Raw genomic sequence first — 13,447 nt, 5'->3', positions numbered from 1 at the left:
TCCTACCCTTACCTTATAATAAAGTTTAACCGACCTTACGGCCGGTTTTTTTCTTTAATAATTTTTTCTACGGTTTTTGCTATCTTTTCACCCAATTCAGCCTTTTTCATGGTATCTAGTTCCAACATATTGCCATCTTTAAATATTAACTTTGCAGTATTAATATCCTTGCTAAAGCCTGCATCCTCAGCAGTTATGTCATTAGCCACAATAAGGTCAAGATTTTTCCTGTTTAACTTGTCTTTTGCATTTTGGGTCAAGTCAGAAGTTTCCGCTGCAAATCCAACAAGTATTCTATCTCCTTTTTTATCACCAATTTCTTTCAAAATGTCACGAGTAGAGGTTAGCTCTAAAACCATCTCGTTCTTGCCTTCTTTTTTTAGCTTGTTATCTTTATAGTTCTTTGGTGTGAAGTCACTAACCGCAGCAGCTTTAATAACGATATCACAATCTTCAAGGTTCTCCATCACCTTCTCATACATCTCTTTGGCACTAAACGCCCTAATAACTTTGTGTAAATCATCAGGAGGTTTCTCATCTGTACTAGCAGCAATTAAAGTTACAATAGCGCCCCTGTTAATAAAAGCCCTTGCTACAGCATAACCCATTTTGCCACTGCTTGGATTTGTTATATATCTAACTGGATCAATATTTTCTCTAGTTGCTCCGGCTGTCACAATCACTTTTTTCCCTTTTAAAAGAGAGTTGTCGATATTCTGGTCAACTGTTTTTTTGATCCTGTCATCAACCTCATCACATATAATTTGCGAATCAGGTAATCTTCCTGCCCCTTCTTCACCACATGCAAGCATTCCTTCATCAGGTTTTATAAAATAATATCCATGATTCTTAAGCTTGTTTATATTTTCCTCTACTATGGGATTCTTGTACATACTAGAGTTCATTGCTGGTGCTATAATAACTTGACTTTCTACAGCTAAAAGCATAGTACTTAAAAAATCATCTGCGATTCCATTAGCTAGTTTCCCTATAATATTTGCAGTTGCAGGACATATCAAATAAATATCTCCCCACCTGGCAAGACTAATATGTTCAGTATCCAGATAAGGCTTGTTTTGTGAAAACATTTCAGTAGTTACTGAGTTTTGACTGATAGTTTCAAATGTAAGTGGACGAATAAATTCCGCAGCAGATTTAGTCATTACAACTTTAACCTGGTAACCTCTTTTTTTTAACTTACTACAAACATCTGCAGACTTATATGCAGAAATTCCACCAGTCACACCTAAAACAACTTTATTATTTTCACCCATCCGTAAAAAGCCCCTTTTTATGTAACCACATTATTTAATTCCCTGACCAGGCTCTCTATAAATATCAAGCTTTTTGTTTTTAATCTCTTCTAAGGCTATACTTACACTTTTTTTAGCATCTGTATCAACTAAAACTTCTGATCCATCTACTATTTGCCTTGCTCTTTTTGCCGATGCTATCACCAATGTATATTTACTATCAACCATCCCAACAAGTTCATCGACTGACGGTTCTTTCATTTTTTTATCACCTCTTTAATTAATTCTTCTCCATATCTATTAAACTTGCATTTTTCGGCTTGAATAATTGAATTAATGGTTGAAGCAGAGCTATTTACTTCTTTGTTAACAATGACATAGTGGTACTCTCTGGCAATATATATCTCCTCTTTTGCAGCACCAAGCCTTTTATCCAGGTCTTCCTTAGCCTCTGTCCCCCGCCTTTTTATCCTTTCTTTAAGTTCGGATATAGATGGAGGCAGAAGAAATATAAAGACACCTTCAGGGAAACTATCTTGTACCTGCAAAGCTCCCTGAATGTCTAGTTCTAATATTACGTCTTTGCCATTTTCAAGATTTTTCTCAACAAACTGCCTTGGAGTGCCATAATAGTTACCATATACTTCTGCCCATTCTAAAAGTTCATTATTCTCTATCATTTTGAAAAAGTTGTTTTTAGACGAAAAAAAATAGTCTTTCCCATCTGTTTCACCTTTTCTAGGTTGTCTTGTGGTAATAGATACCGAATATATTATATTATCATTAACTCTAAAAAGTTCATCCCGAACCGTACCTTTCCCCACTCCAGACGGCCCTGATAATACAATTAATAATCCGTTGCTTCCATTATCTACGCTCATATCAATCTCCCTTTGCTGGTCTATTCGTTATCATCATCGTCAGATGAAGTATTTTTACCATGAAGGCGTTGTTTTACTGTTTCTGGTTGAACCGCAGACAATACTACATGATCACTATCTGTTACTATTACAGCTCTGGTTCTTCTGCCATAAGTAGCATCAATTAACATACCTCTGTCTCTACCTTCAGACACAATCCTCTTGATTGGAGCTGATTCCGGGCTAACTATAGCTACGATTCTGTTAGCAGAGATTATGTTGCCAAAACCTACATTAACAAGCTTAATAGTCACTATGAATCCTCCTTAACATATTATTATTTATTTACATTAACTACAACTACATACAGTATAGCTTATATTGTCAATATAAGCAAATATAATAGATTATTTACACTATTCTACGTTTTGGGCCTGTTCTCTCACTTTTTCAACCTGACTTTTTACTTCAATAACTTTTTTTGATATCTCTTCATCGCTAGATTTTGCCGCAATAGTATTTATTTCCCTGTTTATCTCCTGCAATAAAAAATCTAGTTTCCTACCTAAGGCATCATCTTCTTCTAGGATCTCTTCTAGTTGATCAAAATGGCTTTCTAGCCTAACAATTTCTTCGTCAATAACCGTTTTTTCAGCAAATAACGCTGCTTCACCTATCATTCTCTCTTTCTCAAGTTTTCCCTCTTTAACTAACTCATCAAATTTGCTGACAAATCGATCTTTGATTTGTTCATACATAATTGGACTTTTCCCTTTTATCTCCCCAACTAACTCTTTTAAAGTCTTTTGCTTTTCCAATATATCATTTTTCATAGCCTGTCCTTCAGAAGTTTTCATCTTATTTAACTCAAAAACAGCCTTACCCACTGCTTTTTCTATAGTAGGCCAGTAATCACCTGCATCAATTTCTTTCTTTTCTAGAGAAAATACTTCAGGCATTTTCGCTAATATCTGTACAAAGTTTATATTATCTTCTTCCCCTGTCATTTTTTTTAGCTCTTTCAAACCTTCGTAATAATTTGCTGCCACCGCTTGATTAAATACTGGGTTTAGCTGATCTTCACCAAAAAATTTGCAATAAATTCGAACTTCTATCCTTCCTCTGTCTAGGTATTCATTAACTTTTTGTCTGACTTTCTCTTCAAGAGAAAAAAATTCTTTTGGTGCCTTAACCAAAATATTTAAGTACCTATGATTTACAGATTTTATTTCTACTTTACACTCAAAGTCAGGTTTTGTTTCAACAGCACTCCCAAATCCTGTCATACTTTTCATATTATATCGTCTCCTCCAAGGATCTATTTTGCGATTTCGTTTCCAAACACTTTGAACAAAATGTAAACAAGTTATTTACACATGATTGTATTTTAATTTAACAATTCTGTCAAAATATTTTTAGTTTTAAATAAAATCCATTCCCCTATGCCGGGTAAAATTGATAAGAATATTACTATAATCCACTCTTTGCTATTAAGTGGATATGTGTCAAATATATTAGCAAAAAACGGCTGGTATATCACAAGAAGTAACATTAAAAAAGATATTATTATTGATATAGGCACTGCCGGATTTTTTATAATTTTATCAAGGGAAATATGCTTTTTGGTAGATTGGCATTCAAATACAAAGAACAACTGACAAACAACTAAAGTAGATAAAGCCATAGTTCTTGCAAAGTGTATATCAGGATTTATTTGTAGTGAGCGATAAAAAGCAAAAAGCGTAACTAAGCTAATTAAAAATCCTCGTCTTATAATCGCACTACTAAAGTTTTTAGTAAAAATACCTTCAGAAGGGTCCCTCGGAGGACGGTCCATAATATCCTTGTCTTTAGAGTCTAGACCTAATGCAATAGCAGGAAAACCGTCAGTCACAAGATTAACCCACAAAATCTGGATTGGTTTTAATGGCAGTGGCAGAGCCAAAAGCATACTCCAAAACATCACTAGAATCTCCCCTATGTTACAGGCGAGTAAAAACTTAATAAACTTTTTAATATTGTCAAAAATACCCCTACCCTCTTCAATAGCAGCCTTAATAGTAGCAAAATTATCATCTGACAATATTAAATCTGCAGCATTTTTTGTAACATCTGTCCCTGTTTTCCCCATAGAAATTCCAATGTCAGATGCTTTCACAGCCGGAGCATCATTTATTCCATCCCCTGTCATTGCAACTATATGACCAAGCTCTTGAAATGCTCTCACAATTCTTAATTTGTGATGAGGAGATACTCTAGCAAAAACATAAGCTTTTTTTAATTTTTCTTTTAAGTCTCTCTCAGGAAGGTTCTCTATATCTTTACCTTCTATAACTTCTCCTCCAGATGGCATTATATTTATTTTTCTTGCTATAGTCAAAGCAGTATTCTTATGATCTCCCGTAATCATTATAGGTCTAATGCCAGCTTTTTTGCAGGAAGAAACAGCACTAGCTGCCTCTTCTCTTGGAGGGTCAAAGAGCCCAAAAATAGCTACAAAAACCAATTTTTCTTCTTGCTTTTCTCTTGGCTTTTCTATCTCATCTTCAAGTATATACTTATAAGCAACAGCAATATTTCTATAGGCCTTAGAGGCTAATACCTCATTATTCTTTAATAATTCTTCTTTTTTATTACCGTCTAATTTCACTCTTCCATTTACAGTTAATATTTCATCACACTTTTCTATCATAGTTTCTGGAGCACCTTTAACATAAAGCTTATATTCATTTTTTGTGGCGTTATGGTATAAAACACTCATCATTTTATGTTCACTATCAAATGAGTTTTCTTTAACAAAAAATTCATCTTCCAAAATTTTTCCTTTGTTTAGTCCTTCTTTTATCCCTGCCTCCATCAAAGCTTTCTCTGTTGGATCACCAATTAAATAATTCGAATTTTTTTTGCCATTTGCTACTCTTGTATTGTTACAAACCACTCCTATCTCAAGAGCTTTTTGATATAATTCTTTATTATTTGGCTCAAAGGTAAAACACTCAGCTAATTTCATTTTGTTTTTAGTTAATGTTCCTGTCTTATCAGAACATATAACGGTAGCACATCCTAAGGTTTCAACAGCAGGGAGCTTTTTGACAAGAGCATTCCTATCCATCATTCGCTGTACTCCAATGGCAAGAGCAATTGTAACAATTGCCGGCAAACCTTCGGGAATTGCCGCCACAGCAAGGCTTACCCCTGCCATGAACATGTTATAAGTTGACTCACCTCGCCAAATACCCATCAAAACTACCAGAGCACAAACAACTAAACACGCAAGAACCAATACTTTCCCGAGGGAAGCGAGTCTCTTTTGAAGGGGAGTCTCTACTTTAATATCTTCCTGCTGCATTAGATCTGCTATCTTACCCATCTCAGCATTCATGCCCGTCTGCAAAACAATCCCTTTCCCTCTACCGTTTACAACAACTGTACCCATCAAAGCAAGATTCAAATAATCCCCTAATGAATTTATTTTCCCAAATATTCTATCAGTTATTTTGCTTACAGCATCAGATTCACCGGTTAATGAAGCCTCATTACATTCTAGCCCACTTACTTCAACAAGTCTAAGATCAGCTGGCACTCTATCACCTGACTCCAAATACACCAAATCTCCTGGAACTAAGTCTTCCGCTGCAATCTCTTTCATTTCGCCGTATCTGATCACTTTTGTTTTTGGAGCAGTTATCTTTTTTAATTCTTCAAGGGACTTCTCAGCCTTAAATTCCTGATAAAACCCCAGAACAGCATTTAATACAACTATAGCAATGATTGTTATTGCATCAGTATACTCCCCAAGAAGACCTGATAATAAGGTCGCACCTAAAAGCACAAGTACCATAAAATCTCTAAATTGATCAAGTAGTATTAGATACCATTTATTATCCTCTTGCGCCTCGATTTCATTTTTCCCATAGTTTTCTTGTCTTTTTTTAGCTTCATTTTCGCTAATACCATTATGAACATCCGTTTTAAAAACTTCTGATACTTCAGCTATATCACTGCCATAGTACAACTCTTTCAATTTTGATTCTCCTTTCGGCTGTCTTGTTTTCTCATAAAATTGATATTCAAGACATGCCAAAAAAATACGAGTTGTTTACAACTCTTTGACCTATTAAGCCAAAAGAATTATACTAGGGCAGGAGGTGATTAAAATGCCATTTGACGGATTTGTAACCAAATCTATAGAAATAGATTTAAATAAACATATAAAAGATGCTAAAATCAACAATGTTTATCAGCATAATAACCATGATATATCTTTACACCTAAGAAATTTCGGAAAAAATTCAACCCTTTTTATTAGTACACATCCTAACTTCTGTAGAGTCCATCTTACTGATATAAGACATGAAAACCCGGATCATCCTCCATCATTTTGTATGCTTTTAAGAAAATATTTAAAAGGCGGGACCATTAGGGATATTAAGCAATATGAAGGTGATAGAATATTAGATATTTATATTACTCATCAGGATGAATTTGGATTAGAAAAAGAATTGATTTTAACTGTTGAAATAATGGGAAAGCACAGTAATTTAATTCTTGTTAATAAAAAAAATAAAAGAATATTAGATGGGATAAAGAGGATCAAAAGAGAATTTTCTAATATGAGGGAAATAATACCTGGCAATCTCTTCGAAAGACCACCAGGTCAAAACAAAGAAAACCCCTGGAATGATGATTTAAATCCAGAAACTTTATTAAACACCATAGATGACGAAATTAAAACAGAAAATTTGTTGTTTAATCATTTTCAAGGGGTAAGTCCTCTACTGTCAAGAGAACTAGCTTATAGAGCTAATTTAGCAAATAAGGCTGCAGCCGAGCTTACAAAAAGCCAGTTAGATATTCTAATTATTCAACTAAATAAACTAAAAACTCAAATCTTATCTAATGAGATAGATCCTATTTTTTTATGGGATGTAAAAAAGAAAAATTAATTGATTTCTATTTAATACCCTTAAATCATATTAGCTTCCCCAAAGAATATAAAAAAACTCAAACTTCATTAATGAAAGCGATTGATAAATATTATTACACTAAAGCAACAGAAGAGAAAAAAATTTCCCTTGAAAATGAGTTAAATAAAAAAACAAACCATTTGCTAAAAAAGTCTAGAAAGAAGCTAAAAAAGCAGCAAAAAGAGTACAATGAAAGTGAGAATGCTGAAAAGTACAAAATTTTTGGGGAGCTTTTAACTGCAAATTTATATAGGTTTTCAAAAGAAAAACTTGAAAGTGATAATATTGAGGTTACTAATTACTATGAAGACCCTCCAAAAACAATAAAAATAAACTTAGACAAATCTTTGTCTCCTAGTGAAAATGCACAACGTTACTTTAAAAAATACCAAAAAGCCAAAACCAGAAATAAAAAACTAAAAAAAGAGATAAAAAATACAGAGGCAGAGATAAAGTATTTGGAAAACATAAGTTTTCAATTAGAAAGTGCTGAAGATTTAGAAGAACTTGATACTATCAAAGAAGAGTTAATAAAAGAAGGCTATTTGAGTGAGAAAAAGCAAGACATTAAAAAGAAGAAAAAGACAGATCCAACTAAAAAAAGTTCTTTAGAATTTATTTCTAAAGATGGTTTTAAAATATTAGTTGGTAAAAATAATAAGCAAAATGATTATCTTACATTAAAAGAAGCATCTTCTGAAGATATTTGGCTTCATACTAAAGAAATTGCGGGTTCACATGTTGTGATAAAAGGTAAGGATGCGCCATTATCAACTATAGAGGAAGCAGCCTCTATCGCCGCCTATTACTCTAAAGGGAAAAATTCAAGTAATGTACCAGTAGACTATACTCGTATTAAACATGTTAGAAAACCAAAAGGTGCTAAACCTGGAATGGTGTTTTATGATAATTACAAAACCTTATTTGTTGATCCTGTTAAGCCTGCGGACTAAATTCATCATATCAAATGGAAGTGGTGTCCTAAAAACCACTTCTTTTTTTTTATATGGATGATAGAAGCGCAGCTTAAAAGCGTGTAAAACTTGTCCTGATATAAATTTTATTTCATTAAGATTAATATCCTTTCTTCCTTTGTATATCTCATCACCTATAATTGGATAACCTAAATGACTTAAATGCACTCTTATTTGGTGAGTTCTTCCTGTTATTGGCGTCACTTTTAAATAGCTAATAGTATTGTTATTAATATAAAACTTTGATAATATTTTTATTTTGGTAATTGATTCCCGCCCCTCGCCTGTAATAGACATCCTTTTCCTATCTACAGGGTGTCTTCCTATGGGAGCATCAATAAGGGCCTTTTCCTCTGGAAAATCTCCGTAACAAAGGGTAAGATAATCTTTGTTTATTTCACGGGACTTAAATTTTTCCTTAAAATAAGCATGGGTAGTATCATTTTTGGCAATCAACATAATTCCTGATGTATCTTTGTCTAGCCTGTGAACTATACCAGGACGAAACTTGCCACCTAAATTGGACAGCTTATCTGTATAATTTAACAAGGCATTTACAAGTGTTCCACTAACATTCCCTGGAGCAGGATGTACAACCATACCTTTAGGTTTGTTAACTATAATTATGTTTTCATCTTCATATACTATATTAAGCTCTAATGGCTCAGGAGCTAAAGACTCTTCTAACATGGTATCATTTTGTAATGCCTTTTCATAATCTACTTTGACTATATCTCCTTTTTTCACTTTATAACCTGGCTTTTTTATCTCCTCATTTACAAGTATATTTCCTTCATCAATTATCCTTTTGATTTGACTTCTGCTTTTATCAACAAAACCTAATACTATCTTATCAAGTCTTTTTCCTTCTTCTCTTTGGTCTATTTTATGCTCAAACATTAAAAGAGCCCTCACCCCCAGTTAGTAAACATTTTTCTCCTCTTCTTTATAAGGCTCAAATATTATATAAAAGATAAGGATTATAACACCAGAAACTATTGCTATGTCAGCTATATTAAAAATTGGCCAAAAATTAAAATCAAAAAAATCTACTACATAACCTGTTCTCAATCTATCTATAAAATTACCAACAGCTCCTCCAAACTGAAGGGCAAGTCCAACTTTTAATAATCTATATTCTTTGCCAAGCTTTATCATTAATGCACCAATAACAACCAATAAAATTAAAGTAACAATAATAAAAAAGTTTGTCCTATAAGCCATTATTCCAAAAGCTGCACCAGGATTTTCAGAATAGGTTATGTGGAAAAGTCCAGGTAAAATAGATATACTTTCTCCTAGATTCATATTAGCCACTACTAAAATTTTGGAAATTTGATCAGCTATTATTATTATTACAGCTAAAATCCATACCCCCACAACAATTCCCCCCAAACAAAACTATAATTGATTCTAGTGCAAAAAGTCAATGAACAAAGTTTTGTTTTTATTTATTCATCATCACTCTCTTCCCTATCAATATCCTGAACAATTCCATCCTCTCTTCCATCATCTATCTTTGTTTTATACTCACTATCCTGTTCTTTTATATCACCAGAACTGCCATACACTTTCATTTGGTCCCATATGTCGCCTCTTGAGTCACTTCTTTCAAAATCTTCTCTTATAGGCCTTATTTTAGGATCAAATCCGTCATCACTATCTAGTTTTTCTGCACAATTCTTACAATACCTTACGTAAGGAACAGCTTCTAATCTTTCTTCCATAATCTTCTCGTCGCATTCTTCGCAATCTCCATAACTTCCAGCTTCAATTTTTGACAAAGCATTATCTATTTCATCTATCTTTTTCTTATCCTCATTTTCCATAACCTGATCTTTTAGCTGTTCCCATGAAATATCAGATGTATCTGCCGGATGATTATCAATAAAAGAAAGTTCAGTAGATTTGTTAGTATCTTTACTAAGCCGTAAAATTAGCTTTTTCTTGATATCTTGCAACCTTTGCTTCATAATCTGTTGTTTTCTTTCATCCAATATTATACTACCTCCATTTAATATTATTATTACAAGTGATTCTGTACTATTCTAACTATTTCTGCAATAAAGTCTCCAATAAGTGGTAAATTCAACACCACCAACCGCTGCAAAAAATATATTAAAATTGCACCAAGAATTGTCATACCGACTGCAATTCCAAGCCCTCTTATAACACCCGCTAGAAAGTTAACCCAAAAATATTTTTTAGGGTCATTTAGCAGCTGTATATATTCCGCGATGTTGTATTTTTCCATGCTCTGGACTAGCTCCTCTATTTTTTCAATCAAGAGCTTTTGCTGATCTTTTAATTCTTTATCGTTATTATCATTATCCTCCTTAAAACGCATAAAGATCCTCCTTAAAATAATCTTCCCTTAGAAAGATATTTTTATAAAAAAATCCCCGATTGTTTATAAACCGGGGATTTTCCTGCGATTTTTTATACCGATGCCATCACATCTACACAGCGAGGACAAATGCCTGAATCTTTGTCTATTTCATCATACTTCCAGCATCTAGGGCACTTATCTCCGCTAGCAGGTTTTACCAATATCTTTGCTCCATCAATTTCATGCTTTACAAGTACATCCTCTTCCTCTGTAGATTCTTCACTTTTAGTGATTTTCGCCCGAGAAACCAAAAATAGATCATCTAGTTGGTTTTCAAACTCTTTAAATTCATTATACAAACCTGTATCTGCAACAATTGTTACCGAAGCTTCTAAAGAATTACCTATCTTCTTATCTACTCTAGCTTCCTCTAGTGCTTTTGTGACTTCGTCTCTAAACTGCAAGAAGCTTTCCCATTTTTCTTTTAATTTATCGTCACGATATTTATCTAGATTATCATTAAATACAGCAATTTGTACAGATTCTTCTCTTTCACCAGGCAAGTGCTTCCATACCTCTTCTGCGGTAAAGGTAAGTACAGGAGAAAGAATCCTGACTAAATTTTCGATTATTATATACATGGCAGTTTGCGATGAACGGCGAGTCAATGAATCAGCCGGCATGGTATAAAGCCTATCTTTAATTATATCTAGATAAAACTGACTCATATCAACTACACAGAAGTTATGCACCATATGGTAGAATATATGGAAATCAAATTTTTCATAAGCATCTATTACTTTCCTGGTTACCTCCTCACATTTTGCCAGGGCAAAACGGTCTAATTCATTCATGTCCTCATAGGCTACCATGTCTTTTTGTGGATCAAAATCATACAGATTTCCAAGAATGAATCTACAGGTATTTCTAATTTTTCTATACCCTTCTGTTATCTGTTTTAATATATTATTTGAAACTCGAACATCTTCTTTAAAGTCAGACGAAGCAACCCACAACCTCAATATATCCGCACCATACTGGTCAATTATTTCAGTCGGATACATAACATTACCAAGAGACTTGCTCATTTTTCTTCCATCACCATCTACAACCCAACCATTTGTAAGTACAGCTTTATAAGGTGCTCTATCTCTTGTTGCAACAGAAGTCAAAAGTGACGACTGAAACCATCCTCTATATTGATCACTTCCCTCAAGGTATAAATCTACAGGTGAAGTTAAATCTTCTCTCTTTTCGCATACGGCTCTATGAGTGGAACCAGAGTCAAACCACACATCCATTATGTCGGTTTCTTTATCAAAATCACTTTCCCCACATTGGCCACAAGTAAATCCATCGGGTAAGATTTCAGCAGCACTTCTTTCAAACCATGCATCCGAACCTTCTTTTTCAAACAGTGTAGACACAGCCTCAATAGTCTCTTTGTTAATCACTTCTGTCCCACATGAATTACAATAAAAGATAGGAATAGGAACTCCCCAAACTCTTTGTCTTGAGATGCACCAGTCGCCTCGATTTTCTACCATACCTTTTATTCTCATTTTTCCCCAAGATGGGACCCATTTGACATTTTCGATTTCATCAAGGGCATCTTTTCTAAACCCATCTATAGAGGCAAACCACTGCTTTGTTGCTCTAAATAATATAGGTTCTTTACAGCGCCAGCAAACTGGATACTGGTGGGTTACAAAGTCTAGCTTCAAAAGAGCATTTTCTTTTTCTAAAGCTTTTGTGACCGCCTTATTCCCTTCTACATAACTTAATAATCCCTCAAATTGGCCAGCTTCTTCTGTAAATACTCCTTTGCTATCTAAAGGCGAAAGAACTTCCAGATCGTACTTTTTCCCTATCTCATAGTCTTCTTGACCATGACCAGGAGCTGTATGAACACAACCTGTACCCTGATCAAGTCCCACATGATCTCCTAAGATAACAACCGAATCCCGTTCATATAGTGGATGTTTGGTAATCACACCTTCCAAATCTTTACCCTGATACTTTTTAAGCTCTTCGTAATCACTAATTTCTATTTCTTTCATCACATTTTCAACTAATTCTGATGCCAGAATATAGCTTCTATTATTTTCGTTATCTTTAACAAGGGAATATTCCAAATCAGGGTGAAGAGCAATTGCCATATTAGCAGGAATAGTCCAGGGTGTAGTAGTCCATATTACAATTTCACATTCATCCTGTCCAATTAAACCTTTATCATCTGTCACTTTAAAAGCCACGTATATAGAAGGCGATCGTTTATCTTGATAATCAACTTCAGCCTCAGCAAGTGCTGTTTCACATGTTGTACACCAATAAACAGGTTTTAAACCCTTATAAATATAACCTTTTTCTGCCATCTCGCCAAAAACTCTAATCTGTTCTGCTTCAAATTCAGGAGATAATGTTAAATATGGATTTTCCCAGTCTCCTCTTACTCCAAGCCTTTTAAACTGTTCTTTTTGTACTTTTACGTAATCCATTGCATAGTCATGACATTTTTTCCTAAATTCTATATCACTCATACTATGACGATCAACTTTTTGAGTTTTAATAATTTGATGTTCTATTGGTAGTCCATGGGTATCCCATCCTGGTATATAAGGAGAATCATAGCCCTGCAATGTTTTAAATTTTACTACAATATCTTTTAACACTTTGTTTAGAGCTGTTCCCATATGTATGTCTCCATTTGCGTATGGAGGACCATCATGAAGAATATATTTTGGCTTATCCTCTCTTTTTTTCCTGACTTTTTCGTAAATATTTACTTTTTCCCACTCGTCTAAAATTTCCGGTTCTCTTTTAGGAAGTTTCGCTCGCATTGGAAATTCTGTTTGGGGTAGGTTTAAAGTATCTTTATAATTCATATATACACCTCCAATAAATTGGTTATATTTGTTATAGCAAAGTCTGAAATATAATAAAAAAAGAACCCCACCTCTGGGGCAAGAGCTCGAAGGTTCTATAAAAACAGTCGATTATAGTCCATACTCTAGCATTCTGCTACAAATCACTTAACCTTATTCAGACACGTAAATTGCTACGA

13 protein-coding genes are annotated in these 13,447 nt (G+C 34.0%); 2 read left to right on the top strand and 11 right to left on the bottom strand.

Annotation, left to right across the window (positions count from 1 at the left end):
* Positions 1-35: 35 nt before the first annotated feature.
* The 6 genes from coaBC to ACONDI_RS04240 form a co-directional block, all read right to left on the bottom strand.
* Complete coding sequence (gene coaBC / locus ACONDI_RS04265; RefSeq protein ID WP_241080243.1) at positions 36-1,274, bottom strand: bifunctional phosphopantothenoylcysteine decarboxylase/phosphopantothenate--cysteine ligase CoaBC; 1,239 nt, start codon at positions 1,272-1,274, stop codon at positions 36-38.
* A 30-nt stretch (positions 1,275-1,304) separates the two neighbouring features.
* Positions 1,305-1,514 carry a DNA-directed RNA polymerase subunit omega gene (gene rpoZ / locus ACONDI_RS04260; protein ID WP_241080242.1) on the bottom strand — a complete coding sequence of 70 codons (210 nt, stop codon included), beginning with the start codon at positions 1,512-1,514 and terminating at the stop codon, positions 1,305-1,307.
* Positions 1,511-2,134 (bottom strand): guanylate kinase, encoded by a 624-nt coding sequence (gene gmk, locus ACONDI_RS04255; RefSeq protein ID WP_241080241.1) that lies wholly within the window; start codon positions 2,132-2,134, stop codon positions 1,511-1,513. Before gmk ends, rpoZ begins: the two co-directional genes overlap by 4 nt.
* A 20-nt stretch (positions 2,135-2,154) precedes the next feature.
* Positions 2,155-2,427 carry an extracellular matrix/biofilm regulator RemA gene (gene remA / locus ACONDI_RS04250; protein WP_241080240.1) on the bottom strand — a complete coding sequence of 91 codons (273 nt, stop codon included), beginning with the start codon at positions 2,425-2,427 and terminating at the stop codon, positions 2,155-2,157.
* A 102-nt stretch (positions 2,428-2,529) separates the two neighbouring features.
* Positions 2,530-3,408 (bottom strand): YicC/YloC family endoribonuclease, encoded by an 879-nt coding sequence (locus ACONDI_RS04245; RefSeq protein ID WP_241080239.1) that lies wholly within the window; start codon positions 3,406-3,408, stop codon positions 2,530-2,532.
* Between the two features lie 92 nt (positions 3,409-3,500).
* Entirely contained in the window at positions 3,501-6,137 is a 2,637-nt protein-coding gene (locus ACONDI_RS04240) for a calcium-translocating P-type ATPase, PMCA-type (protein ID WP_241080238.1), read from the bottom strand.
* Positions 6,138-6,270: 133 nt separating this feature from the next.
* Here ACONDI_RS04240 and ACONDI_RS04235 point away from each other — a divergent pair, with 133 nt between their 5' ends.
* Together ACONDI_RS04235 and ACONDI_RS04230 are read left to right on the top strand one after the other, a co-directional pair.
* The gene (locus tag ACONDI_RS04235) at positions 6,271-7,059 is read left to right on the top strand and encodes an NFACT family protein (protein WP_241080237.1); all 789 of its coding nucleotides are present in this window, start codon (positions 6,271-6,273) and stop codon (positions 7,057-7,059) included.
* A complete protein-coding gene (locus ACONDI_RS04230; protein WP_241080236.1) occupies positions 7,035-8,033 on the top strand; it encodes an Rqc2 family fibronectin-binding protein in 999 nt (332 codons plus the stop codon). Before ACONDI_RS04235 ends, ACONDI_RS04230 begins: the two co-directional genes overlap by 25 nt.
* On the opposite strand, the gene ACONDI_RS04225 is transcribed toward ACONDI_RS04230, so the two are convergent.
* The 5 genes from ACONDI_RS04225 to ileS form a co-directional block, all read right to left on the bottom strand.
* Positions 8,001-8,954 carry an RluA family pseudouridine synthase gene (locus ACONDI_RS04225; protein WP_241080235.1) on the bottom strand — a complete coding sequence of 318 codons (954 nt, stop codon included), beginning with the start codon at positions 8,952-8,954 and terminating at the stop codon, positions 8,001-8,003. The two genes, ACONDI_RS04230 and ACONDI_RS04225, sit on opposite strands and share 33 nt — an antisense overlap.
* 21 nt (positions 8,955-8,975) lie before the next feature.
* Complete coding sequence (lspA, locus tag ACONDI_RS04220; protein ID WP_241080234.1) at positions 8,976-9,434, bottom strand: signal peptidase II; 459 nt, start codon at positions 9,432-9,434, stop codon at positions 8,976-8,978.
* A gap of 71 nt (positions 9,435-9,505) precedes the next feature.
* Positions 9,506-10,051 (bottom strand): TraR/DksA C4-type zinc finger protein, encoded by a 546-nt coding sequence (locus ACONDI_RS04215; RefSeq protein WP_241080233.1) that lies wholly within the window; start codon positions 10,049-10,051, stop codon positions 9,506-9,508.
* Between the two features lie 29 nt (positions 10,052-10,080).
* Complete coding sequence (locus ACONDI_RS04210; RefSeq protein ID WP_241080232.1) at positions 10,081-10,401, bottom strand: DUF5665 domain-containing protein; 321 nt, start codon at positions 10,399-10,401, stop codon at positions 10,081-10,083.
* A gap of 92 nt (positions 10,402-10,493) precedes the next feature.
* On the bottom strand, positions 10,494-13,268 hold the full coding sequence (gene ileS / locus ACONDI_RS04205) for an isoleucine--tRNA ligase (RefSeq protein ID WP_241080231.1): 2,775 nt from the start codon (positions 13,266-13,268) through the stop codon (positions 10,494-10,496).
* Positions 13,269-13,447 lie beyond the last annotated feature (179 nt).

The organism is Natranaerofaba carboxydovora (assembly GCF_022539405.1).
Classification (GTDB): Bacteria; Bacillota; Natranaerobiia; order Natranaerobiales; family Natranaerofabaceae; genus Natranaerofaba; species Natranaerofaba carboxydovora.
Note: the sequence above shows the minus strand (reverse complement) of the source record. Positions and strands in the feature narration are given on the sequence as shown.

Bases quoted from the DNA above. Each gene is read 5' to 3' on its own strand.
- ACONDI_RS04230 (WP_241080236.1), top strand. From the start codon at position 7,035: ATGGGATGTAAAAAAGAAAAATTAATTGATTTCTATTTAATACCCTTA.
- ileS (WP_241080231.1), bottom strand. From the start codon at position 13,268: ATGAATTATAAAGATACTTTAAACCTACCCCAAACAGAATTTCCAATG.
- ACONDI_RS04210 (WP_241080232.1), bottom strand. From the start codon at position 10,401: ATGCGTTTTAAGGAGGATAATGATAATAACGATAAAGAATTAAAAGAT.
- ACONDI_RS04235 (WP_241080237.1), top strand. From the start codon at position 6,271: ATGCCATTTGACGGATTTGTAACCAAATCTATAGAAATAGATTTAAAT.
- ACONDI_RS04245 (WP_241080239.1), bottom strand. From the start codon at position 3,408: ATGAAAAGTATGACAGGATTTGGGAGTGCTGTTGAAACAAAACCTGAC.
- rpoZ (WP_241080242.1), bottom strand. From the start codon at position 1,514: ATGAAAGAACCGTCAGTCGATGAACTTGTTGGGATGGTTGATAGTAAA.
- gmk (WP_241080241.1), bottom strand. From the start codon at position 2,134: ATGAGCGTAGATAATGGAAGCAACGGATTATTAATTGTATTATCAGGG.
- coaBC (WP_241080243.1), bottom strand. From the start codon at position 1,274: ATGGGTGAAAATAATAAAGTTGTTTTAGGTGTGACTGGTGGAATTTCT.
- ACONDI_RS04225 (WP_241080235.1), bottom strand. From the start codon at position 8,954: ATGTTTGAGCATAAAATAGACCAAAGAGAAGAAGGAAAAAGACTTGAT.